The following is a 26,407-nucleotide window of genomic DNA, read 5'->3' as shown; positions in this document are numbered from 1 at the left end:
CTCTGACCACCCGGTTTCGCAGATGCCGTCTAAGCTGTGGAGGGTCGATTTGCCTTGGTTCACGGAGGACTGAAATATGCTGTTGTTGTGGATACTGGTTTTGATCATTGGTGTGGCGTACCTCGCCCACCGGCGCATCGCCCCGCTGCCCGCGCTGGGCATCGTTGCCGTCTACCTTTTGGCAATGGGGATTTTCGGCCACGCGCCAGGCTTGCTGCTGCTGGTGCTCTGGGTCGTATTGGCGGTCGTTGCAGCACCTTTGCTGTTGCCCGATCTGCGCCGCAAGCATTTCAGCGCGCCGCTGTTCAACTGGTTCCAGAAAACCCTGCCGCCGATGTCGCAGACCGAACGCGACGCGATCGATGCTGGCACCGTTTGGTGGGATGGCGAGCTGTTCAGTGGTCGTCCGGACTGGGACAAATTGCTGGCCTATCCCAAGGTTCAATTGAGCGAAGAAGAACAGGCGTTCATTGATGGCCCGACCGAAGAACTCTGCGCAATGGTCACGGACTGGCAGATCGGCCAGTCGATGGACCTGCCGCCAGAAGCCTGGACGCACATCAAGGAGCACGGCTTCTTCGCCCTGATTATTCCCAAGGAATTCGGCGGCAAAGGCTTTTCGGCTTATGCCCACTCGCAAGTGGCCATGAAACTCGCCACGCGCAGCGGCGACCTCGCTTCCACCGTGATGGTGCCCAACTCCCTCGGCCCGGCCGAATTGCTGCTGCATTACGGCACCGATGAACAACGTAATCACTACTTGCCACGGTTGGCCCGTGGCGACGACATTCCTTGCTTCGCCCTCACCGGACCACTGGCCGGTTCCGACGCTGGCGCGATGCCCGACACCGGGATCATCTGCAAAGGCCAATGGGAAGGCGAGGAAGTTCTCGGTCTGCGCCTGAACTGGGAAAAGCGCTACATCACCCTCGGCCCGGTAGCCACCCTGCTCGGCCTCGCGTTCAAGGCTTATGACCCGGATCACCTGCTGGGCGACAAGACCGACCTCGGTATCAGCCTGGCGCTTATCCCAACCGACACGGCGGGCGTGGAAATCGGTCGTCGTCACCTGCCACTTGGCGCCGCGTTCATGAACGGGCCGAACTCGGGCAAAGACGTGTTCATCCCGCTGGACTTCCTCATCGGCGGTCAGGAAATGCTCGGCAAAGGCTGGATGATGCTGATGAACTGCCTGTCGGTCGGCCGTTCTATCTCGCTGCCGGCAGTGGGCACCGGCGCAGCCAAGTTCACCAGCCTGGTAACCGGCCAGTACGCGCAGATTCGTGAGCAATTCAACGTGCCGCTGTCGGCATTCGAAGGTATTCAGGAAGCGCTGGCGCGCATCGGCGGTAACGCGTGGATGATGGACGCCGCGCGGATGCTCACCGCCAACGCGGTGGATCTGGGCGAGAAACCTTCGGTGCTGTCAGCGATCCTCAAGTATCACCTCACCGAACGCGGTCGCGAATGCATCAGCCACGCCATGGATGTACACGGCGGCAAAGCGATCATCATGGGCCCGAACAATTACCTGGGACGCAGCTGGAACGGTGCACCGATCTTCATCACTGTGGAAGGCGCGAACATTCTCTCGCGCAACCTGATGATCTTCGGCCAGGGTGCGATTCGCTGCCATCCGTTCGTGCTCAAGGAAATGGCTCTGGCGGGTCGCGAGGACAAGGATCAGGCACTGAAAGAATTCGATGGCCTGCTGCTCAAACACATCGGCTTCGCCGTGAGCAATGCCGCCAGTACGCTGGTTCTGAACCTGGGCTTCGGTCATTTCGAAAAAGCACCGGGCGACAAGATCAGTCAGGGCTACTTCCGTGCACTCAATCGTCAGGCGGCTGCGTTCGCCATGCTCGCCGACTTCAGCATGATGCTGCTGGGCGGCGAACTGAAACGTCGCGAACGCCTGTCGGCACGTCTGGGTGATGTATTGAGCAATCTGTATCTGGCTTCCGCTGCGCTCAAGCGTTATCACGATCTGGATTCGCCGGCCTACATGGAGCCGTTGTTCAGATGGGCCATGGAAGAAAGCCTCGGCCAGTCGGAACGAGCGCTGGATGAACTGCTGAGCAACTTCCCGAACAAGGTCTTCGGCTGCCTGTTGCGCGTGATCGTGTTCCCGTTCGGTCGTCGTCATAAAGGCCCGTCGGACAAACTCGGTGCCGAAGTGGCAGGTGTCATCGGCCGCGCCAAAGGTGATCCGGCGCTGGAAGAACTGCTTGCCGGCTGCTATCGCCCGCAATCGGCGGACGATGCTGTCGGTGCGCTGCAACACGCCAGCGATCTGCTGAATGCCGCGCAGCCACTGCACAAAAAACTGCACACTTCGTTGAAAAGCGGCCAGGTCAAACCGGTGGCGGGCGAACACGCCATTGATGCGGCGCTGGAAGCAGGTGTGTTGCAACCGCTTGAAGCGCAGAGCCTGCGCGATGCCGAAGCAGCACGGCGCAAGGTGATCGATGTCGATGACTTCGACAAAGAGGAACTGGAGCTGGCAGAGAGCAAAGTGCGCTGATCGCCGCAACCGCCTGACCGTTACCCGTGAAAAAAGGGCGCAGGAGCTTTATACTCCTGCGCCCGTTTTGCTCTTGAGGACTTATCTCGTGTCCAACGTCGTTGCCGATCATCTTGTGTTACTCGACCATCTGCGCAGTATTCTGGTCGCCGTAGGTGAGGCCGAACAGGTTCCCGAAGAAAGCCATGCCTTGTTCCTGGAGCGCTTCGACGAATTGCTCGCGTCACTGCCGATCGAACCGATCGAAAGCCAATACCTGGGGCAGGACATCCTGACTCAAGTGATTAGCCGTTATCCGCAAATTGCCCACCTGATCCCGCGCGATCTGCTGTGGTTCTTTGCTGGCGATTGCCTGCACTACCTGTCCGATGAAGAGATCGACATGTATCAGGCTCTGGAAGAACGTCGCTTCGAGGCTGAACAGAACGATGAGCCGTTCGACTGGAATCAGGAAAAACAGCTGATGGCGATGTCCGCTCAGGACAGCAAGCACTGATTTTTATCTGCTGAAGATCAAAAGATCGCAGCCTTCGGCAGCTCCTACAGGAGAATACGTTCCCATGTAGGAGCTGCCGAAGGCTGCGATCTTTTGCTTTTACGCTACAACAACCCCTCGCTTTCCGGTAACTCATACGCCATCGCTGCGTTAACCACCCCACCCGGCTTCCCCGGCTTGCTCAAGGTCGGCTCTTTCTCCAGACACTCCACCAGATAGTCGATAAACACCCGCAACTTCGGCGGCAGATAGCGCGTGGGCGAATGCAGCAACCACAGCCCACCATGGTATGAAGCCAGGAACGCCCAGTCTGGCAGCACCTGCACCACCAACTTCTGCTCCAGCGCATAGCGCGCGGTGAAATACGGCAGGCTGCCTATACCGATGTGCTGTAACACCGCACCCAAGCGCACGCCGGTGTGATTGGCGGCATAGCGACCGCGCACCCCCACCGTCACTGCTTTGGTGCCCTTTTTGAATTTCCAGCGCGCATCGCTTGGGGTTTCGCCCAGATAAATGCAGCTGTGATTGAGCAAATCGTGGGGATGCGTTGGCGTACCGTGCTCGGCCAGGTATTGCGGGGAAGCGCAGAGCAAATGATCGATGGTCAGCAGTTGCCGCCCGACCAGCCCGGCCGGTGGCCGATCCGTGATGCGGATCGCCAGATCGACATGATCGTCAATCAGATCGACCTGCCGGTCTTCCAGCAACAACTCTACATCGACCTTGGGATAACGCCGCAGAAACTCGGGCATGTGCGGATGAATCACGAAACGCCCCACCGCCTTCGGCACACTGACGCGTATCAGGCCCTCGGCTTCATGGGTGAACTGGCCGCTGATCTCCATCACCGATTTGGCGGCGCTGACCATCTCCTGACAACGCTTGAACACCTCTTCCCCGCCGTCACTCAGCCGCAATTTGCGCGTAGTGCGCTGTAAAAGCCGCGTAGCCAGAGCCTTTTCCAGCCGAGAAATGCTGCGACTGACCGCCGACGGAGATGAACCGAGCTGGCGCGCGGCCTCAGAAAAGCTGCCGGTCTCCACGACCTTGACGAAAATCGCCATTTCGCCGAGCAGTGGTAGCGGGAGATTGATGCTCACAGCGCACAAGTCCTTTGATGTTTGAACGGATTATCACGTTATTGCACGATTCATATAATAAAAATAGAAACTTTAATCAGGGCATGGAATATGACGCTTCGCCTCTTTTTCCATAGTGATGACCTCAAGGCCAATGTGGAAGTCCTCGACTGCACGCCCCAAGAGAACGAATTCGCAGTAGTGCTGCGCGCCACTTTGTTTCATCCGCAAGGTGGCGGCCAGCCATGTGACACCGGCTGGATTGGCGAGAGTCTGGTGCTGCGCGTGGTGCAGGAACCGGATCGAATCATCCACTTCGTCGACCGACCGGTACCGCTCGGCATGACCTGTATCCGCGTCGACGAACAGCGCCGTGGCTTTAACACCCGCATGCATTCGGCCGGCCATTTGATCGGGCATTTCGTTCAGGCTCTGGGCTGGATGCCGATCAAGGCGCACCACTGGCCAGACGAAGGACGCGTGCAATTCAAGCCGGGCGATGCCGCGCAGGAGGTCGACGCGCAATCCGTTCAACTCGGTATCGATCAATGGGTCGAACACGATCTGCCACGCTTGACGTCACTGCGCGAAGGCGCGCGGGAAATCGGTTTTGGTGAGCTGCCAGCCTATGGCTGCGGCGGCACCCACGTACGTAGCCTGAAGGATCTGGGCACAGTCACGATCGCGTCCCTTTCACAGAAGAAAGGCACGCTGTCCGTCCACTACAGCGTGGATTGAGCATTTCGGCCGCTGCCCTGCGCAGTAGCCGGCGCGGGGGAACCGCACGCGCGGATTCCGTTGACTATCGATAGATGGACCTAAAGAAAATGATGCTAGACGTCGAGCGTCTCGATGAGACGTGCATAAAAAAACTGGCCAACGAAGAAGTCCTCGCCATCCGCCTCAGAGGCTTTTTGCCCGAGCCGCTGGCGATCCGGATTGGCGACAAGATTCTTGCGCCAGGCTTTGAGGGATACATCAACGCACCGAGTATCGGCCGCATCGGCATGGCGTTTTATGAAGCGGAAAACCAGCCGCTACTGATCGAGGACTATTTCGAACGGGCCACCAGCAACATCGCCGAACTGCGTCAGCGCTGTGCGCCCTACTCGTCGCCGGTCGACACACTCCGCTGCATGCTCGACGAATCCTGGCCCGCCGGCGCACATCTGGAAAACCTCTACGGACGCAAAATGTATGTCGGCCTTTCGCGCGTGGTGAAACCCGGCGTGTGCTTCCTGGCCCACCACGACATTTTCGCCAAGGACGCGCCGGAGAGTTTTCAGGCCCGCAGCCTCGAGGCGCAATTTGCCTGCAACGTATACCTGAACATGCCGACCGAGGGCGGCGCGTTGCAAATGTGGGATGACGACATTACGCCGGATCAATTCGACGAAATGCGCGGCGACAGTTACGGCATCGATCCGGCACTGCTCGGCCCGCCCACCCTCGAAGTGCGACCCGAGCCCGGCGATTTCATCATGTTCAATTCGCGCTGTATGCACTCGGTAACTCCGGGCGTGGCGGATCCGCGCTTGAGCCTTTCCTTCTTTGTCGGCTACCGCGGCAATGCTTCACCCCTGACCTTCTGGAGCTGAGATGTTATCGAACTACCTGGGCGAGTTTCTGGCGCTGGCCACCATTCACTTTCTGGCCGTGGTCGCTCCCGGCCCGGATTTCGCGGTTACCATTCGCCAGAGTGTGCGTTTTGGCCGACTGGTGGGAATTTGCACGGCACTGGGTATCGGCGCAGGCATTTCCGTACATGTGCTGTACACCTTGCTGGGCGTCGGCGCATTGATGCACACCACCCCGTGGTTGTTGACGGTCGCCAAGGTGATTGGCGGTGCCTACATTTTGTATCTGGGTGTCAGCCTGCTGCGCAGCAAGCCGAAATCGACACTCGAGGGTGACAAAATCGCCGATGAGCCCGCCGCCGAACAAACGCTGTTCAAAGCCTTCAGTACCGGTTTTCTGACTAATGCCACCAACCCCAAAGCCACGCTGTTCTTCCTCGCGATATTCACCACCATCATCAGCGCCAGCACACCGCTGGAGATTCAAGCGCTTTACGGTGTGTGGATGTGTTTTGTGAATGCGCTGTGGTTCGTGATCGTCGCGCTGTTTTTCTCAAGCAACAAAGTGCGGTTGTTGTTCATGCGCATGGGGCACTGGTTCGAACGCACCATGGGTGTCGTGCTGATTCTGTTTGCCGGTCGACTGATGCTGTCCTGGTAAGTTGCCCCCGCAACGCAAAAGGCCCACCGACTTTCATCGATGGGCCTTTTTTTGTCTGCGTGATACTTGGGAAGAAGAATCCATAAAACGCGCATACAAAAACGCCGCTCATCACTGAGCGGCGTTTTTGTGAAATTGGAGCGGGAAACGAGACTCGAACTCGCGACCCCGACCTTGGCAAGGTCGTGCTCTACCAACTGAGCTATTCCCGCAAATGGCGTCCCCTAGGGGACTCGAACCCCTGTTACCGCCGTGAAAGGGCGGTGTCCTAGGCCACTAGACGAAGGGGACACGCTACCCGGAACACATGGTGTGTGTTTCGGTGTCCAGATCCGCATCCGAAGACTTGGTTCTGGTTTCACTCAGCCCCGCCCTAAAGCAGTGCTGTTTAAAAATGGAGCGGGAAACGAGACTCGAACTCGCGACCCCGACCTTGGCAAGGTCGTGCTCTACCAACTGAGCTATTCCCGCATTGGCGTCCCCTAGGGGACTCGAACCCCTGTTACCGCCGTGAAAGGGCGGTGTCCTAGGCCACTAGACGAAGGGGACACACTACAACATTCACTCCCTACCGCGTTTCGCTGTGTGCTTTACGCTGTAAGTGGCGCGCATTCTATGGATGGATTGGAGGGTCGTCAACCCCCTGATATAAATTTATTTAAATCAATGACTTCGACCTGCTTTCAGGCCCCGTTCCGGCTTTTCCTTCGCCCGACGATTGACGCCTATATTCCGGCAGTCGCCAAGACGTTATAGTCACCGCACAGTGATGGCAATCTGCATATCATGCGCCAGCATTCATATAAGTGGTGCATGGCCGATACAGATAGAACCCACTGCGCCAACTCGTCGAACGGCGCTAGGCGCATAAATGCCCAACCACTACACTCGCATGCGAACCCTATAAAGAGGTCTTACCGGTGACACCACTCATGATCACCCTGCTAGTAGTAGCCGGGATCGCAATTCTGATCGCCATTGGCTACATGAACCATGTGGTGGAAAACAACAAACTGGAAAAGGCCCGCACCAAAGTCGAACTCAACGACCGCCTGCGCCGTTGCGGCGAACTGACCGAGACCTTCCCCGGCCAGTTCATGACCCCGGCCCTCAAGCTGTTGCTGACCCGCCTGGAACTCAACGTCTGCCAGCGCCTGCTGAACCTTGAGAAAACCAGCGCCGCCACCAAAGCCCGCATCACCGAACTGAACGCACTGGTAGCCCAAGGCGAATCGATCCCGGTCAACAATCCACCGGCGCCGATCCTGACCGAAGCCAAAGCCAAAGACGTACGCTTCCTCCTCGAAGCCCTGCACGGCCAGATCACTCGCGCCGCCCATGACGGCTTCCTGCCACCGAACGAAGCCAAACACTGGATCCGCGAAGTCCGCCACATTCTGGTACTGCTGCACATCGAGTTCTTCAACAACCTCGGCCAGCAGTCCCTGCAACAAAACCAACCCGGCCAGGCCCGCCTCGCCTTCGAACGCGGCGTGCAATACCTGCGCAAACAGCAAGACCCGCAGATGTATGCCGAACAACTGCAGTACCTGGAAAAACTGCTGGCTCGCGCCAACGCCCAGGTCATGGACAAAATCGCCCCGGTCGAAGGTGAAGAAAACCAACTGACTGCAGGGCTCAAGGATGCTGAAGCAGATGCGGACTGGAAGAAAAAAGTCATCTACGACTGATCGCTGATGCTGAAAGAGAAGCCACCGAGAGGTGGCTTTTTTGTGGGCTGATGTTGGTGTTTCATTTGCACAAGCAAGGTGAATGACAGGTCGCCATCGCGAGCAGGGTCACTCCTACAGTTTGGGATGGATGCATTCAACCAGGGATTGTCCAGCTCACACAAAGAGCAACAGCAAAATCAAAAGATCGCAGCCTTCGGCAGCTCCTACAGGGAGTCCCCACTACAAGCAAAACAGCAAGCAGCACCACCGCGGCGCAGCCGCCCCACTCAACAGAATGAGCGTTAGCTCGACTGCAGCTCTTGATCTACAAGGCCCCGTCGGCAGGCTGAGAGGATGGATCCCGGAGCGAAGGAACCCCGAGCCCCAGCGAGCGGGCCGAACGTTGGGGCAAAGCCTTTTGGGTTACCTTTTCGGCGTTTGGAAAAGGTGACCCGCCGTAAGGGCGGAACCCTATGCCGCCATCACAAAAAAAACGGATATTCACCCCAACCCCCACAACATGGTCGGCCCAAAGGCCGCCAAGTCAAAAGCGTCAAAGCCGAAAATGCCCAACCATCCCCCGCAACTCACTCCCCAACTGCGCCAGCTCAATACTCGAAGCCGCATTCCCACGCATCGCAATCGACGACTGATCCGCACTCGCGCGAATACTCGTCACACTGCGATTGATCTCCTCCGCCACCGAACTCTGCTCCTCCGCCGCCGCCGCAATCTGCTGATTCATCTGCTGAATCAACGAAACCGCCGCCGCAATACTCCCCAACGCACTCTCAGTCTGCAACGCATCACTCACCGCCAGCTCCACCAACTCACCGCTACTCTGAATCTGCTGCACCGACGAATGCGCCGCCGAGCGCAATGCACTGACCAGCCGCTCAATCTCTTCGGTCGATTGCTGCGTGCGTCGAGCCAATGCGCGAACCTCATCGGCCACCACCGCAAAGCCCCTGCCCTGCTCCCCGGCCCGCGCCGCCTCGATCGCCGCATTCAATGCCAACAGATTGGTCTGCTCAGCAACGCTTTTGATCACACCCAGCACCGTCCCGATATTCTGGATTTCGGCACTGAGACTCTCGATGCTTGAGCTGGCCGAATTCGCCGAATCCGCCAGTTGCTCGATCCGCGCCATGCTCTGGCGCACCACTTGCTGACCACTCTCGACCTTGCCGTCCGCCGTCTGCGCCGCCAACGCCGCTTCTTCAGCGTTGCGCGCGACATCGTGGACGGTGGCGGTCATCTGGTTCATGGCGGTGGCCACCTGTTCGGTTTCTTCCTTCTGACTGCTGACCTCAAGATTGGTCTGCTCGGTGACGGCCGACAGCGACTGCGCGGAACTGGCCAATTGTTCGATACCAGCCTGCAACCCACTGACAATCGTGCTCAACCCCGCGCCCATCTGCTGCATCGCCAACATCAGTTGGCCAATCTCGTCACGGCGAGTGACTTCCACGGTCGCACTCAAATCACCGGCCGCAATGCGCTGCGCGACATTGATCACACTGCGCAACGGCGCGACGATCAGCCGAGTAATCAGCCACGCCGCAATCAAACCGACCAACAGCGCCAGTGCCGAAGAACCCACAATCAACAGCGAGTTCTTTTTCAGCTCGGCCTGCATGGCGGCGTCCTCGGCAACGTAAGCCTGATCCACCCGTTCCATCACTTGTGCCGCGCGCTGATGCAATTGCTCGTAGACAGTCTTTTCCTGTGCGAGCAATCCGGTGTACTCGGCCAGTTTGTCGTTGAAACCGGCGATGTGCCCCGAGACCTCATTGAGCACCGTCAGATACCCATCGTCCTTGACCGAGGACTTCAGCGCTTCGGCCTGGCTCTGGGCCTGCGCGGCCTGTTCGATATTGCCCTTGCCACCACTGTCATCGCCCTTGCGACTCTGATCCAGGCGAACCCGCGCCTCATTCATCGCTTGCAGCATCAGCCTCGACACCTGGCTGATCTGACTGGCCTGCTCGATGAACTGCGCACCGTCCTTGCCTTCGGTGTCCTTCAGGGTATAGGCACCGTCATCCGCCAGCCCGGCCTGCAACACGTCGAGGTTGTTGGCCACGCTTGAGACTGACCAACTGGCCATTTCCAGCGCCAGATCCTTGGCCTGGGTCAACGAGACAAACTCGTCGAACGCCTTGCGATAGGCGCCCAACGACTGCTCGACATCCGCCATTACCGTGACGTTGGCAGGCGATTGCGCCTTGAGCTCGTTGGCCAGGGCAATCAAGCCATCCACGCCCTCACGCAAGGCATCGGCCGTTTTCGGATTACCGCGCAAGGCATACTCCTGCTCGAGCAATCGAACCTTGAGCAGGCCGCTATTGAGCGAGGACATCTGTTTCAGCCCGTCAAATCGGTGGCTGATGGTTTGCAGGGACCAGACGCCAATCGCCGCCACCAGTGCGGTCAGCAGCAAAACCAGCACAAACCCGATACCCAGTTTTTTCGCCATACCGAGGTTGGCAAAACGTCCTTGCACGGCCGAAATCATTGCGCGTAGTCCCCTGCCAAAGTCAGTTGACGAAGAGTCGCAATGGCCATGAACGAGCACAAGTCTCTGGCATCGGAATAATGGCAAAAAGCTACGCCTGCGTCGTTTTCAGAACACTTGAGGTCGATCCGAACCGGTATTGCGAAAAAACTGTCGAGCCCGCGCATCACAGGCGTAAGCGACGTTGATGCGATGCCAGTCGCCTCCCTCGCCACTGGGGCTGAAGGCATCCGGGGCTGACAGCAAAACACCGCAACGCTGAGCCTGTGCGCGCACTCGCGCCTGATCCGCCACCCGCGCACGTGCCCAGATGAACAAACCGCCAGTCGGTTTGCCGAACACTTCCCAATCGGCGTCTTCCAATGCCTGCAACGCCGCGGCGCGATCGGCATTCAAACGTTGCCGCTGGCGCTGCACCAGTTTGCGATAAGCACCGGTTGCCATCAGGTTGGCCAGCACCGCCTCGGAAAACCTTGAGGCCCCCAGACCACTGATCATCTTGACCTGGGCAAGCCGCGCAACAATCTCGCTGTCGGCGAGAACAAATCCGACCCTTATCGAACTGCTGAGTGTCTTGGAAAAACTGCCGACGTAAATCACTCGCCCTTCATCGTCCAGCGCGGCCAGTCGAGTACCGTTGCCAGTGTGCAGATCGGCGTAGACATCGTCTTCGATCACGCGCAAATCGTAAGTCTTGCTCAATTGCACGATGCGCTGCGCCACCGCCGGCGTCAGGCAACTGCCAGTGGGGTTCTGGTGATGGCTGTTGATGAACAATGCACTGGGCTGAAACTGGCGCAGCAACGCCTCGAGCGCGACCGTATCCGGCCCGCTCGGTGTGCGGTGCACTTCAAGCATCCGTACCCCGTGCAGCCGCAACAGGTCGAACAACGGCGCGTAACCGGGGGTTTCGACCACCACACAGTCGCCGGCCTTGAACAAGGTTCGAACGATCAGATCCAGCGCGTGACTGGCGCCGCACGTGCTAAGCAACTGCGTGCTGCGGGCCTCGACCCCGAACAGTCTCAGGCGTTTGACGATCTGCTCACGCAATGCCGCAAGGCCCAGCGGCGTGCTGTAGTTGAACAGGCTGGCCATGTCGGTGCGCGCCACCTCTCGCAGCGCATAGCTGAGATCGTCAGGCTCGCGCCAGCTCTGCGGCAAACCGCCGCCGCCAAGCTTCAGACCACTCGCGGCCCCACACACCGCATCACACCAGGCAAGCCGGCTCTCGAAGGGTATGGACTCATCCTCTGCGCCCGTCGTCGACGGCGACGCTGCCACGATAAACCCCGCACCTTGGCGGGTGGTCAGGACGCCCTGCGAAACCAGCCGTTCGCACGCCTCGACGACACACGACTGGCTGAGCAGATTACCCCGGGCGATTTGCCGGATCGAGGGCAAACGGGTGTCTGGCGGTACCCCGCTTTGCAGGATCCACTCAGTCAGCCCGTCAACAATCTGCTGTACGACGGGCACCATTGCCTGTCGGTCAATTCTCAATTCCATGAGCAAGCAAACTCCTGTCCGTTTTGCTGGCGGCAGTTAATCACAGCCACGCCGCACAGGCTGTGCGACAACGCCCTCAAAAGCGACTGTTCTAATCATTTGATACACATTGTTTAGTGGTTTAAGTGAAGTGAACACGGCGCATAAAAAAACCCGCACGAATGCGGGTTTTTTCAACAGTGTGATTCAGAACGCGGTAACGCCACCATCCACGGCCAACGAATGACCGGTGGTGAACGCCGCGCCGTCGCTGCACAGATACAACACCGCACTGGCGATCTCCTCGACCTTGCCGATGCGCCCCACCGGATGCATGGCGTTGGCGAACTCGCCTTTCTTCGGATCGGCCTCATAGGCACGACGGAACATGTCGGTGTCGATGACTGCCGGACACACCGCGTTGACGCGAATTTTCTTCTTCGCGTACTCGATGGCCGCCGACTTGGTCAGACCGATCACCGCGTGTTTCGACGCCGCATAAATGCTCATCTTCGGCGCCGCCCCCAGGCCCGCCACCGAGGCGGTGTTGACGATCGCCCCACCGCCCTGAGCCAGCAACAGCGGCAATTGATATTTCATGCACAGCCAGACGCCTTTGACATTGACGCCCATGATCGCGTCGAACTCGTCCATCGAACCGTCGGCCAGTTTGCCCTTCTCGATTTCGATTCCGGCATTGTTGAAGGCATAGTCGAGACGGCCGTAGGTATTAATCACCTCGTCCATCAGATTTTTCACTTCGCTTTCGACGGTAACGTTGCAACGCACGAAGGTCGCTTCGCCGCCGGCTGTACGAATAAGCGCGACAGTGCCCTCCCCTCCGGCAGTATCCAGATCGGCCACCACCACTTTCAGACCTTCGGCGGCGAATGCCTGGGCCGTTGCGCGGCCGATGCCGTTGGCGGCTCCCGTGACTACGGCAACCTGACCGGAAAACGTCATGCTCATTGTTATGTCCTCGAACGGATAGATGCGGGGCGGTTTAGACATGCAGCGCAATTGCAGCATAGCGACAAGGGTTTGCCGGACGTCAGCACTATCAGAAGGCTGTCTATGTGCCCATGCGTCGCAGTGATAAATCCATGCCTATGACTATCACTGCATTGGATCGGCGTGCATTCGCCGCATCAGCCAACCTTGCGGCATCGCCCATGAAGGTCTATCAACAAGGCTTCATTCAACTTGAGTGCCTGTCATGACTTCCCAGACCAATCGCCAGTTCCTGCTCGCCAAACGCCCGGTGGGTGCCGCCACCCGCGAGACCTTCACCTATCAGGAAGTGCCGGTCGGGGAACCTGCGGCAGGACAGATTCTGGTCAAGAACGAATACCTGTCCCTCGACCCGGCCATGCGCGGCTGGATGAATGAAGGCAAGTCCTACATTCCGCCGGTCGGTATCGGCGAAGTCATGCGCGCCTTGGGCGTAGGCAAAGTCGTCGCATCGAACAACCCGGGGTTTGCAGTCGGGGACTACGTCAATGGCGCCCTTGGCGTGCAGGATTACTTCCTCGGCGAACCCAGAGGTTTCTACAAAGTCGATCCGAAACTGGCACCGCTGCCGGTTTATCTATCTGCGCTGGGCATGACCGGCATGACTGCTTACTTCGCCCTGCTTGATGTCGGCGCACCGAAGGCCGGCGACACCGTGGTGCTTTCCGGCGCGGCCGGTGCGGTGGGCAGCATTGCCGGACAGATCGCCAAGATCAAAGGTTGCCGCGTGGTCGGCATTGCCGGCGGTGCCGACAAGTGCAAATTCCTTATTGATGAATTGGGCTTTGACGGCGCCATCGACTACAAGAGCGAAGACGTGGTTGCAGGGCTTAAACGTGAATGCCCGAAAGGCGTCGATGTTTATTTCGATAACGTCGGCGGCGATATTCTCGACGCGGTGTTGAGCCGTCTGAACATGAAGGCGCGAGTGGTGATCTGCGGTGCGATCAGCCAATACAACAACAAAGAGGCGGTGAAAGGCCCGGCCAACTACCTGTCGCTGCTGGTCAATCGTGCGCGGATGGAAGGTTTTGTGGTGATGGACCATGCCGCACAATTCGCTGCCGCCGGACAGGAAATGGCCGGCTGGATGGCCAAGGGCGAACTCAAGAGCAAGGAAGATATTGTCGAGGGGCTGGAGACGTTCCCGGAGACGCTGATGAAATTGTTCAGCGGTGAGAATTTCGGCAAGTTGGTGTTGAAGGTTTAAAACAAAGTCAAAAGGATCTCAGCCTGTAGGCAGCCCATGTAGGAGCTGCCAAAGGCTGCGATCTTTTTACCGCTTGCAGCCATTTATATCAGCTGAGGGAAGGTCAAAAGATCGCAGGCTGCGCAGGGTCTGATCAGGCGATTTCGGCGACGACGGAGGCCAACGCCTGCGCCGGATCAGTCGCCTGGCTGATCGGACGGCCGATCACCAGGTAATCGGAGCCTGCATCCAGCGCCTGACGCGGGGTCAGAATGCGCCGTTGATCGTCCTGCGCGCTGCCCGCCGGGCGAATCCCCGGGGTCACCAGTTGCAGCGACGGATGCGCAGTTTTCAGCGCTTGGGCTTCCAGTGCCGAGCACACCAAACCATCCATCCCGGCTTTCTCGGCCAGTGCTGCCAGACGCAGAACCTGCTCTTGCGGCTCGATATCCAGACCAATACCCGCCAGGTCTTCGCGTTCCATGCTGGTCAGCACGGTTACGCCGATCAGCAACGGCTGCGGGCCGCTGCGCTTGTCCAGCACTTCACGGCAGGCTGCCATCATGCGCATACCGCCGGAGCAGTGAACGTTGACCATCCAGACGCCCATCTCGGCAGCCGCTTTCACGGCCATCGCAGTGGTGTTGGGGATATCGTGGAATTTCAGATCAAGGAATACTTCAAAGCCCTTGTCCCGCAGAGTGCCGACGATTTCAGCGGCGCAACTGGTGAACAGTTCCTTGCCCACTTTGACCCGGCACAGTTTCGGGTCTAACTGGTCGGCCAGCTTCAGTGCGGCGTCACGGGTGGGGAAATCCAGGGCGACGATGATAGGAGTCTGGCAGACGGACATTGGAAGGGCTCTCAGGCAGGTCGAAATCGGCGCGCATTGTAGCGGAACCGGCGGCGGCGCGGCACCCGATGATCGGTAAATCGTCGTGCCAGCCGAGATCAGCATAGCGCTCGCTGCTATTGTGTCGACTCCGATACACAGCCGACATGTCGCCAACACGCGCCCGCGCTAGCCTCGCCAGCCGCAACACGTCCTTACATCAGCACTTCCCGCCTCACCGCCGGACGCCTATGCTGAAACCACCACCTCGCAGCCCATCTTTGTGGTTGGCGGCCTACTGGCAGATGAACAGCCCCATGCACAACACCCAAACCACCATGACGGATGAGCAAAAAGACGACAAGCGCTGGAGCATTCGTGCACTGATCGTCGACGATGACGTGCCGATCCGCGAATTGATGATCGACTACCTCGCGCGTTTCAACATCCACGCGAGCGGCGTCACTGATGGCACAGCGATGCGCCAGGCCATGCAAGCCGAGCATTTCGATGTGGTGGTGCTGGACCTGATGCTGCCCGGCGAGGACGGCTTGTCGCTGTGCCGCTGGCTGCGCGCCGAATCGGACATCCCGATCCTGATGCTCACCGCACGCTGCGAACCCACCGACCGCATCATCGGCCTCGAACTCGGCGCCGACGACTACATGGCCAAACCGTTCGAACCGCGCGAACTGGTCGCGCGAATCCAGACCATCCTGCGCCGCGTGCGCGATGATCGCACCGAGCAGCGGGCGAACATCCGCTTCGACAACTGGCGTCTGAACAGCGTCCTGCGCCAACTGGTCGCCGACGATGGCCTGGTGGTGCCGCTGTCCAACGCCGAATTCCGCCTGCTCTGGGTGTTTATCGAACGCCCGCGCCGGGTACTCAGCCGCGAACAATTGCTCGACGCTGCGCGCGGTCGCTCGATCGAAGCGTTCGATCGCAGCATCGACTTGCTGGTCTCGCGCCTGCGACAGAAACTCGGCGACGATCCAAAAGCCCCGCAGTTGATCAAAACCGTGCGCGGTGAAGGTTACCTGTTCGACGCCCGAGACATCGGCTGATGCGAGCGCGCTTTGACACGCTGTTCGGCCGTCTGTTTGGCGTGCTGTTCTTGGCGATCGTCCTGGCGCACTTGCTCGCTTTTACCTGGTTCCGCCTCTACGGCCCACCCCCGCCTCCGCCGCCACCGGAATTTTCCCAGAACATCGAAGGCCAACAGCCGCCACACGATCCGCGCTACCCACCACGCCCACCGCGCCCCTGGTTCGGCGGCCCGATCGTGCCGCTGACTTTTCAGTTCATCACCTTGATGATCGCCGCCTGGTACGGCGCCAAGTTGCTCAGTCGACCGATCCAGCGCCTGAGCGACGCCGCTGAACGTCTCAGCGAGGACCTCGACAGCCCCCCGCTGGACGAGTCCGGCCCACGCGAGGCGCGGCAAGCGGCGCACACCTTCAACCTGATGCAGCGGCGCATTCGCGAACAAGTCCAACAGCGCGCGCGCATGCTCGGCGCGGTGTCCCATGACCTGCGCACACCCTTGTCACGATTGAAACTGCGCCTGGAAAACATCAGCGACGACAAGCTGCAAAGCCAGATGCGCCAGGACCTGAACGACATGATCGCCATGCTCGACGCCACTCTCACCTACCTGCACGAGCAACGCACCAGCGAAGCCTTGCAACTGATGGACGTGCAGGCGCTGGTCGAATCATTGTGCGAAAACGCTCAGGACCAGGGCGCAGACGTACACGTCAGCGGCCACTGCGCACCGCTGCCGGTGCAGCCGATGGCGCTGCGGTCCTGCCTCAACAACCTGATGGATAACGCCCTGCGTTACGCCGGGCAGGCGCGCATCGAATTGCACGATCAGCGCGAGCAACTGCTGATCCGCGTGATCGACCATGGGCCGGGGATTGCCGAGGACAAACGTGAAGCGGTGTTTGAACCGTTCTTTCGTCTGGAAGGATCGCGCAACCGCAATTCCGGTGGGGTCGGGCTGGGCATGACCATCGCCCGGGAAGCCGCGCAACGACTGGGCGGGCAATTGAACCTGGAAGAAACACCGGGCGGTGGTCTCACAGCGATCATTCGTCTGCCCCGCACCTGAAAACACCCACCCTGCAGGAGTGAGCCTGCTCGCGATAGCGGTACATCCGTCGATATTGATGTCGACTGACACGCCGTCATCGCGAGCAGGCTCACTCCTACAGGTTCAATGGTAATCGTTCGATCTGTGTACCAGCCGGTACAAACTCCACATACCCACGACAACTTGCACCTTGAGGCTGCATAAGCCGGTACGCCCACCGGTTTTCCAGTCCAAGGAGTGAGCCCGATGATCGGTAGCGTCAGCAACTACACGAGCTATACCAGCACCAACAGCACCGCCACGCAAAACGCCCGCAGCCAGCAACTGCAGAAAGACCTGTTCGCCAAACTCGACAGCAACGGCGACGGCGCGGTGGATCAGGACGAACTGAACAGCGCCCTGTCGCAAAAGTCCGACGACGGCCTGCTCGTCAACCTTAGCAAACAATTCGGCGACCTGGACAGCGACGGCAGCGGAAGCCTCAACGCCGAAGAAATGACGGCCATGGCGCCGCCGCCACCACCGCAAGACCAAGCCCCCAACACCGACCTGGCCGACGCCCTGATCAGCGCCCTCGACACTGACGGCGACGGCGCCATCAGCAACGATGAACTCAGCAGCGGCCTGACCAGCGCCGGTAGCACCGATGACAGTGCTGCGTTGCTCAAGGTACTGGATAGCGACAGCAGCGGCGGCGTGAGCAGCGATGAGTTGAAAGCGGCTTTGCAGGCAGGGCGGGAGCGACCGGATGAAGAGCAAATGGCGTCGATCCAGAGCACGACAGAAGCGCTGAACCGCATGATTGCCAATTTGAGCAAGCAGTACTCGCTGGATAATGCGGCGCCAGTGGGCAAGTACCTCAACGTCGCTACGTAACCCGCCTACTGTAGGAGCTGTCGAGTGGAACGAGGCTGCGATCTTTTGATTTTGCTTTTTGAATTATTAGCAAGATCAACAGATCGTGGCGTTTGGCGGTTCTTGCATGTGTGTGGGGGGGGGGGTGGGGGCATATCCGTTGCTGCGGTAACGGCTGCTTAGGGTTCCGCCCTTACGGCGGGTCACTTTTTCCAGACGCCGAAAAAGTAACCAAAAAGGCTGCCCCCTGACGTACGGCACTTCGCTGAGGCTCAGTGTTCCCTCGCTACGGTGTCCATCCGGGGGCATCGCCTACGGTTTGCTTCGCTGCACCTCCTCTCGATGGATGCGGCTTCGCCGCACGGCGCTGCGCGCCTACCCCCTGATGAACACCTACGCTCGGCCTGCCGATGGGCCTGAAGAGCAAGATCAAAAGCCAAAGCCAAGCAGATCAAAAGATCGTCCGATCGCGGCCCGAGCCTTCGGCAGCTCCTACAGGGGGGATTCAATCCGCCAGAGATTGGTCGGCTGTCAGGCCGCCATCGCTGGCAAGCCAGCTCCCACATGGATCGGGTACACCCGCCAGAAACTGGTAGGCTGTCAGGCCGCCTTCGCTGGCAAGCCAGCTTCCATAATGTTGAATCACGTACACCCCACGCGGCGAAGTCCGCCCCACTCAACACAATGAGCGTTAGCTCGAGTGCAGCTCTTGATCTTGATCTCGGAGCCCGTCGGCAGGCTGAGTGGAGGGATTGATCCGGGGGTGGGAGCGCAGCGACCGTTCGACGAAGTCGAACACATCGAGAGGAGGTGCAGCGAAGCAAACCGGAGGCGATGCCCCCGGATCAATTCCGCAGCGAAGGAACCCGAGCCACAGCGAGGGCCGTACGTCAGGGTAAAGCCTTTTTGGTTACTTTTTCGGCGTCTGGAAAAAGTGACCCGCCGTAAGGGCGGAACCCTAATCAGCCATCACCACAAAAACGGATATACACACCTCAAAGCGCCCCTAAACCCGAGCCTGACTCTTACTCCAGTCCGTCAACAAACTATAAGCCACCGCCAAAAGCGTAGGCCCGATAAACAACCCGATAAACCCAAACGCAATCAACCCGCCAAACACCCCAAGCAACACAATCACCAACGGCAAATTTCCGCCTCGGCTGATCAGATAAGGTTTCAAAACGTTATCCACGCCACTGATGATCAACGCCCCCCAGATCCCCAAAAACACCGCCATCCCATACTCGCCCTTCCAGGCCAGCCAAGCCGTGGCCGGCACCCACACCAACGGTGGCCCCATCGGAATCAGACTCAGCAGAAACGTCACGATCCCCAGCACCAGCGCACCCGGCACCCCGGCAATCAGGAACCCGATCAACGCCAGGACCGCCTGCGCCGCTGCCGTGCCGATCACCCCGTTGACCACCCGCTGCACCGTCCCGGCAACCAGTTCGATGTAGTACCCGGCGCGATCACCGATCAAACGCTCCAGCAAACCGTGCACGAACGCCGCCAGACGCGGCCCGTCGCGATAGAAAAAGAACACAAAGACAATGCTCAGCGTCAGCTCGAGAATTCCGCCGCCGATCTGCGCACTGCGCGCCAGCAACCAGTTACCGACCTGCCCCAGGTAAGGCTTGATCGACACCATCAACGCAGCGCCCTGCTGATCGATGCTGTCCCAAATGCCGACCAGCCGTTCGCCCACAAGCGGCACACTGGCGAGCCAGGTCGGCGCCTCCGGCAACCCATCTACCTGCACATCCTTGATGAACGCCGTCGCGTCACGCACATGATCGGCGAGGTTGAAGCCCAGCCAGACCAGCGGCGCCGCCACCAGTAACATCCAGCCCAGGGTCAGAATCGCCGCCGCGAGTGATTCGCGGCCATTGAGTAGCCGGGTCAAAAGACGCATCAGCGGCCAACTGGCAAACGCCAGTACTGCGCCCCAGAACAGCGCCGACCAGAACGGCGCCATCACCCACAGGCTGGCGCCAAACAACACCAGCAGCAGGATCTGCACCAGCAGTCGATCGTTATTGAGCATGTAAGGTCTCGAAAAAGTCAGTCAGGCAAAGAGTAGGCGAACATGCTGCGCGTGCCCGCCCGATGCAGCTTATCGCAACAGATCAATGCGCAAACCTGTGCCATCGACCTTGCCGGTTTCCATCCGCGCCGCGCGCACGCCCTGATTGATCAATGCCTGGCGCCAGGCCTCGGCTTTGGGCCCCGACACTGTCACCCGCTGCGTGGTATCGAGATTCAGTCCACGAGAAATCAGGCGCAACCAGGTGTCATCCGGGTCATTCACGAGTTTGGGGAAATCCAGTTCACCCGTGCTCTTGAGCTGGCGCAGCAGGGTCGCCGACGTCGGCAGCAACTCGCCCAGCGGCGCAGCCGCTTCGAACTGTTCGACATGCAGATAGGCTTTGCGATTGCCCCGCGTGATGCTGTAGACCGCAACCAGCGTGTTATCCCGCGGTGCGGCCAGCCTCAGCAACAAATACGCCTGTTGTTCGTCGGCACCGTACAACTTGGCATTGCCGAACACCTCGTTGGCCCACAGGCTGCTTTCGCCGCAGTCGCGGGCCTGGCACCAGAACAGCAACTCGGCGTCCTGCTTTTGCAGGGCCTCGCGGGCGGCGGTGAAGGCTTCGGTGGCGGCGTGTTCGGGTGGCAACTCGTAAGTGAGCGAGGTGGTCTGGCCACGGGCAGTGACCTGGCCGTCAAAGCGCAACTGGCCGCTGATCTTGCGGATCGAGCCCAAGGGGTAAATCCGCTCCTGCTCTGCCGGAGCGCGATAGTCGACGATTTGCGCGTCGGCCAGTCGCGGCACGATCTGCAGATCCTGACTGCCCGGCACATCGGCGGCGAACGAAATGGAACTGAAACAGCACAGCGCCAACAGACTGAGTGACCGCATAGTCAGGCTCATCGGATCGGCATGGCTTGGCGGATCGGGGTCGTAGCGGTATAGAAATCCATCGTGGTTGTCTCCCATTTCAACCCGCCCAGCCTCGACAGTTGCCCGGTGCAAGTCAAGGAATGGCGAAGAACCGATTGAAACAGTCTGCGACAAGATCCGCACCGGCCTCGTCGTTCAGGTGCAAATGGTGCCCGCCGGGCAGCTGTTCCCGGCTAAAGGGTAGACGCTCCAGCAGCTCAGGATGCTTGGCCAGCATGCCGTCCGCCGCGACCACCAATTGCGCCGGGCAACCGATGCGCTGGACGAAGGCCATCGCCTGCTCCTGAGTCAGGCGCAGTGGCGATGGCAGGGTCAGGCGATTGTCGGTGCGCCAGGTGTAACCGCCGGGTACCGGCATCAAGCCGCGCTGGGCCAGCAACTCTGCGGCCTCCCGACTGACCGCGACCAGGCCTTTCATCCGCGCCTCGATGGCACGGTCGAGGGTGTTGTAGACCGGTTTGCGCTTGTCGCGCAGATCCAGTTGCGCTTGCAGGGCCATGCCCATGCGCTCGGCAGCGTTTTCGCCCTTGTCTGTAGGAGGAATCACCCCATCGATCAACGCCAAATGAGTGATCCGATCCGGCAACGATCCCGCCAGCACCATGGAAACAATCGCGCCCATGGAATGCCCGAGCAGGCCGAAACGCTTCCAGCCCAGTTGCTCGGCGACTTGCAGTACGTCATGGGCGTAGTCCCACAGCGCATACCCGGCGCCGTGCGGCCGATGCCCGGAATGCCCGTGTCCAGCCATGTCCAGCGCGATAATGCGCAGGCCTTTGAGCTTCGGCGCGAGACGGGCAAAGCTGTTGGCGTTGTCGAGCCAGCCATGCAAGGCAATCACCGGCACACCGTCTTCGGGGCCGAACAAATGCGCTGCCAACTCGATATGCGGCAGGCTCAGGCGCACTTCTTCGAAGGTCGGGGTCATGCGCAATCCTTGTCCAGGCGGTTTTCCCAGCGCGTAAACAGATTCTTCAACAGCCGTGCGGTGTCTTGCGGACGCTCCAGGGGAAACATATGGCCACCGGGCATGCTCAGCGCTTCACCTTGGGCAAGACGCGAAACGAAGCGCGTGTGATGACGCATGACCACACGGCTGGTGTGCCCACGCACCACCGCCAGCGGCACTTGCAACTGGCGGGTGCGGCCGGGGCTGGTGTGCGGCACGCCGCGATAAATGCTGATTTCGGTGGCCGGGTCGAAGCGCAGGCGCAGTTTGTCGCCCACCTGGTGCAAGCCATGCTGCAGGTAGGCATCGAAGCATTCCGGGTCGAACCCGCGAAACAGGCTCTTGCCGGCGAAATAGCTGCGCGCGCTGGCGAGGTCGGTAAATTCTTCACGTCGGCCAAGGGTGCGGCCGGCCGGGGTCAGTCTGTCGATGAAGCCGAAGCGCTTGGCGGCGCGGATCACCCATTGGTCGGTGCGGGTCAGCACCGGCGAATCGAGCATCACCACACCGCGATACAACTCAGGGCAACGCAACGCCGCATGCAGGTGCAGCACACCGCCAAAGGAGTGGCCGACGCCCCACACTGGCTGGTCTTGCTGCTGCAAATGGTGGATCAATTCGTCGACAAGGTTGTACCAGTTGTCATCTGCCGGGAAACGCGGGTCATGAGCATGCTGCTCCAGATGCGCGACCCGATACTCGGGCGCCAGCGCCGCGAACAACTTGCCGTAGGTGCCCGAAGGAAACCCGTTGGCGTGGGCGAAAAAGATAGGTTGCGACATGCTGGCAAATCCATGAGCGGGAAACGTGGCGTTGATTGTCCGCAAGACCGGAGGCTACAGCAATGACCGTAACTGCCAGGAATGATGACAGCGTCGTTTCATCGATGAAAACAATCCGAAAATATCGTCGAAAAACAGCCCTTACCTGTTAGTTCTGACAGTTGACGAGAGTCCGGCAAAGGCGGATGAATGCTGACAGTTCACAGCGTTCTCGGGGGCGCCACCATGCATGCCAAAACGCCAACAGTTTCTGTACGGGATCCTCGCGGACTCGACATCGCCTCGGTGTCCTACTGCCGCGAAGTCCCCGGCGCCGAGGCGCAACCGCGGATTTACCGACAAACCTATGATGCCGCAGGTCGCCCGACGGTCAGCCTTGATCCCCGCCTGCACGAACTGTTGAAGACTGAACCAGACGCCCGACCCAACCTGCAAACCATCCACGGACTGACGGGTGTGGCTCTGCGCAGCGACAGCGTGGATGCGGGCAGTCGTCTGATATTGCCAGGGTTAGCCAAAGAGACGGTTGTCGGCTGGGACAGCCTGTTGACTGAGGTCCGAATCGAATATGACCTCATGTTGCGCCCGGTCAAAAGGATCGAACTGGCTCATGGCGGGCCGGCAAGAAACAGTGCGTTTTACACGTACGGCGACAACGCCGCGCCGTTCGCCTCGCACAATCAATGCGGCAGAGTGGTTCGTATTGACGACAGTGCTGGCTCAATACTTTTTTCAAGCTACGCACTGACGGGCGGCGTCGCTTCCCAGACCCGATACTTTCTTGAAACTCTGGATGAGCCGCACTGGCCGGTTGCCGAGGCCGAGAGAGACCTGCTCCACGAACCCGGCAGCGGAGCCATAACGCGCACAGCCTTCAACGCCATAGGCAACACGCTCTGCGTGGAAGATGCGAAAGGTAATGTGCAGTTTTCCGATCTGAATGTCGCAGGTCAGCTCAGTAGTGTTCGACTGCAACAGGCCGGGGATTCGAATGCTGCACCGCTATTGCACGGCATTCAGTACAGCGCCGGTAATCAGATCCTGCGACAGACTGCCGGCAATGGCGTGACCAGCGAAAACCTGTACGACACGCGGGACGGCCGGCTTCTGGAAATCCGCGCGGGCCTGCCCGGTCAGCCGCCACTGCAACGTCTGCTGTACCAATACGATCAGGTGGGCAATATTCTCCGGATCGAGGACACGGCTCAGCGCACTTATTATTTTCGCAACCAGAGGATCGAACCCGTCAGCGAGTTTACCTACAACAGTCTTTATCAGTTGATCGAGGCTACCGGTCGCCAGCGAATCAACACCCGCAACGGCCCGCATGAACCGGTATTCACCTCCCCCTCCGATCCCGGACAACTGGAAAATTACCGACAGACATACACCTATGATGCTGGCGGCAACCTGACCCTACTGATTCATGGCGCAGCCAGCCAGGGCTGGACCCAGCGCATGGCGATTTCCAGGTACAGCAATCGGGGCCTGACACAAAAGGATGATGGCAGCCTGCCCGACGAGAGTGAAATCGCCGCCGGTTTCGATGCCTGCGGCAAACAGCATCAACTGCTTGCCGGCCAGAACCTGAGCTGGAGCCTCGACCAGCGGCTGCGCCAGGTTGACCAGGTCGTGCGCAAGGAGGCGGCGAACGATTTTGAACGCTACATCTACGATGTCGCCGGGCAACGCCAACGCAAAATTCGCCTGATCCACAACGGCGTCACCACGCGAACCCACGAAACCCGATACTTGCCGGGACTGGAAATCCGCACGACACCGCAAGAAACGCTGGAGGTGATCTGCGTACAGGCTGGGCGCTGCTCCGTGCAGGTACTCCACTGGACTCACGGCGGCCCCGGTGCCGACCAGTTTCACTACAGCCTCAGCAATCATCTGGGCTCCAGCCAGCTGACGCTCGACAAAGACGCCGCACTGATCAGCGAGGAAGAGTATTTCCCTTATGGCGGCACGTCATGGTGGGCCGGTCAGGACAAAGTGCAGGCCAGCTACAAGACGCGGCGTTACTCAGGACAAGAGCGCGACGCTACCGGCCTGTATTACTACGGCCAACGCTATTACGCCCACTGGTGGATGCGCTGGCTCAGCCCGGACCCGGCAGGCATTGGCGATGGCCTGAACCTGTTTGCGATGGTGCGCGGCAATCCGGTCAGATTCGTCGACCTGCAAGGCCTCGCCGGTTCCGACACGGTCAAGGCGGCTGCAGCAACCGCGGGCCGAGAACTGCCCAGCGCCCTGCTTGCCGCCGGTGCGCAATATACCGTCACCGGAACGCTCTCTCCCCTTGGCGCGGGAGTAACTATTGCCGGTGCAATCGCGGGCGGCATTACCGGAGCGATCAGTGGGTACGCCAGCACTAACTGGGCACAGTCGCGCTTGTCTTTCGATGATCCCGGCAGCATGGCACCTTTTTTAGCTAAAGTCGGCGGAACTGTTCTTGGCGCAGCACTGGGGGCAGCCCCCTCTTTGCTCGGCGCTCTCGACCCATTAGGCAATACCGCTGCAGCCGCGCAAATCGGCAGCGCATTCGGGACTGTGTTTCGCGAACTGTCTTCACAATTTCTCGCCAACGCCGGCCCGAGCAATCCCTCCGTCGGCCGTGCCGATTTCAGCACCGGGGCCGCTAGCATGGGCGCCGTGGGTGCTGCGGGTGGCGCCTTGGGCTATGCTGGCTCGCTGTTGTTTGGCGCCGAGCCTGCGGGACAAGCCTTGCAATCAACCTTGGTCGCCGCCACGGCGACGGCCGTCGGCGCAGCTGGAGCCTCCGCGGCAAGGGGCCTTTTGGGAACGCCCACCAAACCCTCGAAAGGCAGCGGGCCGACACTCGACAAGGCCAAAGCCGTCGTCGGGTACAGCAGCCGGCATTTCTTTTCCTCACTGGGTCAACTGGCCAACCTGGCGGTCGCACAAATACCGGGTTTTGACAAATTGGACGCCAATGCTCAGGCAGCAGTCAGTCGAGCGGTCGCCAATGGGATTGGCGACTTGCGCTCGACATTTGTCACCACCGCGACTCCCGGCTTGAGCGCAGATCTGGGCCAGACCCGTTGGGATGTGGAAAATAACACTGTCGGCAGCGGCATCGAACAGGAGGAGGTGCCGACGTCCAGCAATCAGGCCTACGACCCCGCCGCCACAGAGGTGTTCTACATCGTCAGCGAAACGGCGCCCGGTCAACGCAAATACTCGCGATCAAATCTGCACTTTTAGACGACACCTGTGACGACTCAATCGCATGATCCTCATCGAGCCGGCGGTTGTTGCCCCAGTGGCACAACCGCCATGGTCAACCGCGACACACAACTGGCCTTGCCTTCATCGCTGGTCAGGCGGATATCCCAGACATGCGTGGTGCGGCCGATGTGAATCGGCTTGGCCACCGCTGTCACCCGGCCACTGCGCAGGCCGCGCAAATGGTTGGCGTTGATCTCAAGCCCCACGCAATAAAACTTGCTGGCATCGATGCACAGATAACTGGCCATCGAGCCGACGGTTTCCGCCAGCACCACCGAAGCGCCGCCGTGCAGCAAGCCATAAGGCTGATGAGTGCGGTGGTCGATGACCATGCTCGCGGTCAGCGACTCCTCGTCGAACGCTTCGAAACGGATGTCGAGCACTTCGCCGATGGTGTTTTTCTGGATCGCGTTCAACTGCTCGATGTTGGGAGTGGTACGCCACAAGCTCAT

Annotated in this window: 21 protein-coding genes, 4 tRNA genes and 1 pseudogene; 11 read left to right on the top strand and 15 right to left on the bottom strand. The window is 59.7% G+C overall.

The features are described from left to right. The first annotated feature begins 76 nt into the window (after window positions 1-76). On the top strand, window positions 77-2,524 hold the full coding sequence (locus ICA16_RS08095) for an acyl-CoA dehydrogenase (protein ID WP_210700365.1): 2,448 nt from the start codon (window positions 77-79) through the stop codon (window positions 2,522-2,524). An 88-nt stretch (window positions 2,525-2,612) separates the two neighbouring features. Further along, complete coding sequence (locus ICA16_RS08090) at window positions 2,613-3,020, top strand: PA2817 family protein (RefSeq protein WP_150605208.1); 408 nt, start codon at window positions 2,613-2,615, stop codon at window positions 3,018-3,020. 104 nt (window positions 3,021-3,124) lie between these two features. Here ICA16_RS08090 and ICA16_RS08085 read toward each other — a convergent pair whose 3' ends face one another. After that, window positions 3,125-4,123: a LysR family transcriptional regulator gene (locus tag ICA16_RS08085; protein ID WP_210700364.1), complete on the bottom strand. Its 999-nt coding sequence runs from the start codon at window positions 4,121-4,123 to the stop codon at window positions 3,125-3,127. A gap of 90 nt (window positions 4,124-4,213) precedes the next feature. On the opposite strand from ICA16_RS08085, the gene ICA16_RS08080 reads away from it, so the two are divergent. From ICA16_RS08080 to ICA16_RS08070, 3 genes are all read left to right on the top strand, one after another. Continuing rightward, window positions 4,214-4,840 carry an alanyl-tRNA editing protein gene (locus ICA16_RS08080; protein WP_210700363.1) on the top strand — a complete coding sequence of 209 codons (627 nt, stop codon included), beginning with the start codon at window positions 4,214-4,216 and terminating at the stop codon, window positions 4,838-4,840. An 89-nt stretch (window positions 4,841-4,929) separates the two neighbouring features. Then, complete coding sequence (locus ICA16_RS08075) at window positions 4,930-5,700, top strand: 2OG-Fe(II) oxygenase (RefSeq protein WP_150605205.1); 771 nt, start codon at window positions 4,930-4,932, stop codon at window positions 5,698-5,700. 1 nt (window position 5,701) lies between these two features. Then, window positions 5,702-6,340 (top strand): LysE family translocator, encoded by a 639-nt coding sequence (locus ICA16_RS08070; protein WP_210700362.1) that lies wholly within the window; start codon window positions 5,702-5,704, stop codon window positions 6,338-6,340. 136 nt (window positions 6,341-6,476) lie between these two features. Here the strand turns inward: ICA16_RS08070 and ICA16_RS08065 are convergent. The 4 genes from ICA16_RS08065 to ICA16_RS08050 all read right to left on the bottom strand — a co-directional run bounded on the left by ICA16_RS08065 (window position 6,477) and on the right by ICA16_RS08050 (window position 6,889). Continuing rightward, a tRNA-Gly gene (locus ICA16_RS08065) sits at window positions 6,477-6,552 on the bottom strand. A gap of 3 nt (window positions 6,553-6,555) precedes the next feature. Next, a tRNA-Glu gene (locus ICA16_RS08060) sits at window positions 6,556-6,631 on the bottom strand. Window positions 6,632-6,735: 104 nt separating this feature from the next. Next, window positions 6,736-6,811, bottom strand: a tRNA-Gly gene (locus ICA16_RS08055). Window positions 6,812-6,813: 2 nt separating this feature from the next. After that, window positions 6,814-6,889, bottom strand: a tRNA-Glu gene (locus tag ICA16_RS08050). A gap of 383 nt (window positions 6,890-7,272) precedes the next feature. Here ICA16_RS08050 and ICA16_RS08045 point away from each other — a divergent pair. Further along, window positions 7,273-8,031: a hypothetical protein gene (locus ICA16_RS08045; protein ID WP_191626510.1), complete on the top strand. Its 759-nt coding sequence runs from the start codon at window positions 7,273-7,275 to the stop codon at window positions 8,029-8,031. Between the two features lie 535 nt (window positions 8,032-8,566). On the opposite strand, the gene ICA16_RS28430 is transcribed toward ICA16_RS08045, so the two are convergent. From ICA16_RS28430 to ICA16_RS08030, 4 genes and pseudogenes are all read right to left on the bottom strand, one after another. Further along, window positions 8,567-9,430 (bottom strand): methyl-accepting chemotaxis protein, encoded by an 864-nt coding sequence (locus ICA16_RS28430; RefSeq protein ID WP_414704736.1) that lies wholly within the window; start codon window positions 9,428-9,430, stop codon window positions 8,567-8,569. After that, window positions 9,428-9,652: pseudogene (locus ICA16_RS28425) on the bottom strand (HAMP domain-containing protein); the annotation flags it as partial. The gene ICA16_RS28430 and the pseudogene ICA16_RS28425, both read right to left, overlap by 3 nt. 987 nt (window positions 9,653-10,639) lie before the next feature. After that, the gene (locus ICA16_RS08035; protein ID WP_210700360.1) at window positions 10,640-12,040 is read right to left on the bottom strand and encodes an aminotransferase-like domain-containing protein; all 1,401 of its coding nucleotides are present in this window, start codon (window positions 12,038-12,040) and stop codon (window positions 10,640-10,642) included. Between the two features lie 186 nt (window positions 12,041-12,226). Next, complete coding sequence (locus ICA16_RS08030) at window positions 12,227-12,988, bottom strand: SDR family oxidoreductase (RefSeq protein ID WP_150593011.1); 762 nt, start codon at window positions 12,986-12,988, stop codon at window positions 12,227-12,229. A gap of 247 nt (window positions 12,989-13,235) precedes the next feature. Between ICA16_RS08030 and ICA16_RS08025 the strand changes: the two genes are divergently transcribed. Then, window positions 13,236-14,240 (top strand): NADP-dependent oxidoreductase, encoded by a 1,005-nt coding sequence (locus ICA16_RS08025; protein WP_150605200.1) that lies wholly within the window; start codon window positions 13,236-13,238, stop codon window positions 14,238-14,240. Between the two features lie 133 nt (window positions 14,241-14,373). Here ICA16_RS08025 and pyrF read toward each other — a convergent pair whose 3' ends face one another. Further along, window positions 14,374-15,072 carry an orotidine-5'-phosphate decarboxylase gene (gene pyrF / locus ICA16_RS08020; RefSeq protein ID WP_210554045.1) on the bottom strand — a complete coding sequence of 233 codons (699 nt, stop codon included), beginning with the start codon at window positions 15,070-15,072 and terminating at the stop codon, window positions 14,374-14,376. Between the two features lie 296 nt (window positions 15,073-15,368). Here pyrF and ICA16_RS08015 point away from each other — a divergent pair, with 296 nt between their 5' ends. The 3 genes from ICA16_RS08015 (at window position 15,369) to xopAW (ending at window position 18,025) form a co-directional block, all read left to right on the top strand. Further along, on the top strand, window positions 15,369-16,118 hold the full coding sequence (locus ICA16_RS08015; protein ID WP_150605199.1) for a response regulator: 750 nt from the start codon (window positions 15,369-15,371) through the stop codon (window positions 16,116-16,118). Continuing rightward, window positions 16,118-17,167, top strand: coding sequence for an ATP-binding protein (locus ICA16_RS08010; protein ID WP_210700359.1), 1,050 nt, complete (start codon window positions 16,118-16,120; stop codon window positions 17,165-17,167). Before ICA16_RS08015 ends, ICA16_RS08010 begins: the two co-directional genes overlap by 1 nt. Before the next feature lie 228 nt (window positions 17,168-17,395). Further along, a complete protein-coding gene (gene xopAW / locus ICA16_RS08005) occupies window positions 17,396-18,025 on the top strand; it encodes a XopAW family type III secretion system calcium-binding effector (RefSeq protein WP_210700358.1) in 630 nt (209 codons plus the stop codon). Between the two features lie 985 nt (window positions 18,026-19,010). On the opposite strand, the gene ICA16_RS08000 is transcribed toward xopAW, so the two are convergent. The 4 genes from ICA16_RS08000 to ICA16_RS07985 all read right to left on the bottom strand — a co-directional run bounded on the left by ICA16_RS08000 (window position 19,011) and on the right by ICA16_RS07985 (window position 22,700). After that, window positions 19,011-20,051, bottom strand: a complete 1,041-nt coding sequence (locus tag ICA16_RS08000) for an AI-2E family transporter (protein WP_150616043.1) — start codon at window positions 20,049-20,051, stop codon at window positions 19,011-19,013. A gap of 69 nt (window positions 20,052-20,120) precedes the next feature. After that, window positions 20,121-20,927, bottom strand: coding sequence for a DUF4892 domain-containing protein (locus tag ICA16_RS07995; RefSeq protein WP_210700461.1), 807 nt, complete (start codon window positions 20,925-20,927; stop codon window positions 20,121-20,123). A gap of 115 nt (window positions 20,928-21,042) precedes the next feature. Continuing rightward, window positions 21,043-21,897, bottom strand: coding sequence for an alpha/beta hydrolase (locus tag ICA16_RS07990; RefSeq protein WP_210554049.1), 855 nt, complete (start codon window positions 21,895-21,897; stop codon window positions 21,043-21,045). Next, window positions 21,894-22,700 (bottom strand): alpha/beta fold hydrolase, encoded by an 807-nt coding sequence (locus tag ICA16_RS07985; protein WP_150604223.1) that lies wholly within the window; start codon window positions 22,698-22,700, stop codon window positions 21,894-21,896. The genes ICA16_RS07990 and ICA16_RS07985 overlap by 4 nt, the downstream gene beginning before the upstream one ends. 189 nt (window positions 22,701-22,889) lie before the next feature. Here ICA16_RS07985 and ICA16_RS07980 point away from each other — a divergent pair, with 189 nt between their 5' ends. After that, entirely contained in the window at window positions 22,890-25,931 is a 3,042-nt protein-coding gene (locus tag ICA16_RS07980; protein ID WP_228734151.1) for an RHS repeat-associated core domain-containing protein, read from the top strand. 32 nt (window positions 25,932-25,963) lie between these two features. Here the strand turns inward: ICA16_RS07980 and ICA16_RS07975 are convergent, their stop codons facing one another. Then, the gene (locus tag ICA16_RS07975; RefSeq protein WP_150616045.1) at window positions 25,964-26,407 is read right to left on the bottom strand and encodes a hotdog fold thioesterase; all 444 of its coding nucleotides are present in this window, start codon (window positions 26,405-26,407) and stop codon (window positions 25,964-25,966) included.

It is taken from the genome of Pseudomonas anatoliensis (genome assembly GCF_017976235.1).
GTDB classification, from domain to species: Bacteria; Pseudomonadota; Gammaproteobacteria; order Pseudomonadales; family Pseudomonadaceae; genus Aquipseudomonas; species Aquipseudomonas anatoliensis.
This window is presented reverse-complemented; position numbering and strand designations above follow the sequence as displayed.

Coding starts and splice junctions, on each gene's coding strand:
- ICA16_RS08095 (WP_210700365.1), top strand. CDS start 77: ATGCTGTTGTTGTGGATACTGGTTTTGATCATTGGTGTGGCGTACCTC.
- ICA16_RS08080 (WP_210700363.1), top strand. CDS start 4,214: ATGACGCTTCGCCTCTTTTTCCATAGTGATGACCTCAAGGCCAATGTG.
- ICA16_RS08075 (WP_150605205.1), top strand. CDS start 4,930: ATGATGCTAGACGTCGAGCGTCTCGATGAGACGTGCATAAAAAAACTG.
- ICA16_RS08070 (WP_210700362.1), top strand. CDS start 5,702: ATGTTATCGAACTACCTGGGCGAGTTTCTGGCGCTGGCCACCATTCAC.
- ICA16_RS08045 (WP_191626510.1), top strand. CDS start 7,273: ATGATCACCCTGCTAGTAGTAGCCGGGATCGCAATTCTGATCGCCATT.
- ICA16_RS28430 (WP_414704736.1), bottom strand. CDS start 9,430: ATGGGCGCGGGGTTGAGCACGATTGTCAGTGGGTTGCAGGCTGGTATC.
- ICA16_RS08035 (WP_210700360.1), bottom strand. CDS start 12,040: ATGGAATTGAGAATTGACCGACAGGCAATGGTGCCCGTCGTACAGCAG.
- ICA16_RS08030 (WP_150593011.1), bottom strand. CDS start 12,988: ATGAGCATGACGTTTTCCGGTCAGGTTGCCGTAGTCACGGGAGCCGCC.
- ICA16_RS08025 (WP_150605200.1), top strand. CDS start 13,236: ATGACTTCCCAGACCAATCGCCAGTTCCTGCTCGCCAAACGCCCGGTG.
- pyrF (WP_210554045.1), bottom strand. CDS start 15,072: ATGTCCGTCTGCCAGACTCCTATCATCGTCGCCCTGGATTTCCCCACC.
- ICA16_RS08015 (WP_150605199.1), top strand. CDS start 15,369: ATGCACAACACCCAAACCACCATGACGGATGAGCAAAAAGACGACAAG.
- ICA16_RS08010 (WP_210700359.1), top strand. CDS start 16,118: ATGCGAGCGCGCTTTGACACGCTGTTCGGCCGTCTGTTTGGCGTGCTG.
- xopAW (WP_210700358.1), top strand. CDS start 17,396: ATGATCGGTAGCGTCAGCAACTACACGAGCTATACCAGCACCAACAGC.
- ICA16_RS08000 (WP_150616043.1), bottom strand. CDS start 20,051: ATGCTCAATAACGATCGACTGCTGGTGCAGATCCTGCTGCTGGTGTTG.
- ICA16_RS07995 (WP_210700461.1), bottom strand. CDS start 20,927: ATGCGGTCACTCAGTCTGTTGGCGCTGTGCTGTTTCAGTTCCATTTCG.
- ICA16_RS07990 (WP_210554049.1), bottom strand. CDS start 21,897: ATGACCCCGACCTTCGAAGAAGTGCGCCTGAGCCTGCCGCATATCGAG.
- ICA16_RS07985 (WP_150604223.1), bottom strand. CDS start 22,700: ATGTCGCAACCTATCTTTTTCGCCCACGCCAACGGGTTTCCTTCGGGC.
- ICA16_RS07980 (WP_228734151.1), top strand. CDS start 22,890: ATGCTGACAGTTCACAGCGTTCTCGGGGGCGCCACCATGCATGCCAAA.
- ICA16_RS07975 (WP_150616045.1), bottom strand. CDS start 26,407: ATGAGCTTGTGGCGTACCACTCCCAACATCGAGCAGTTGAACGCGATC.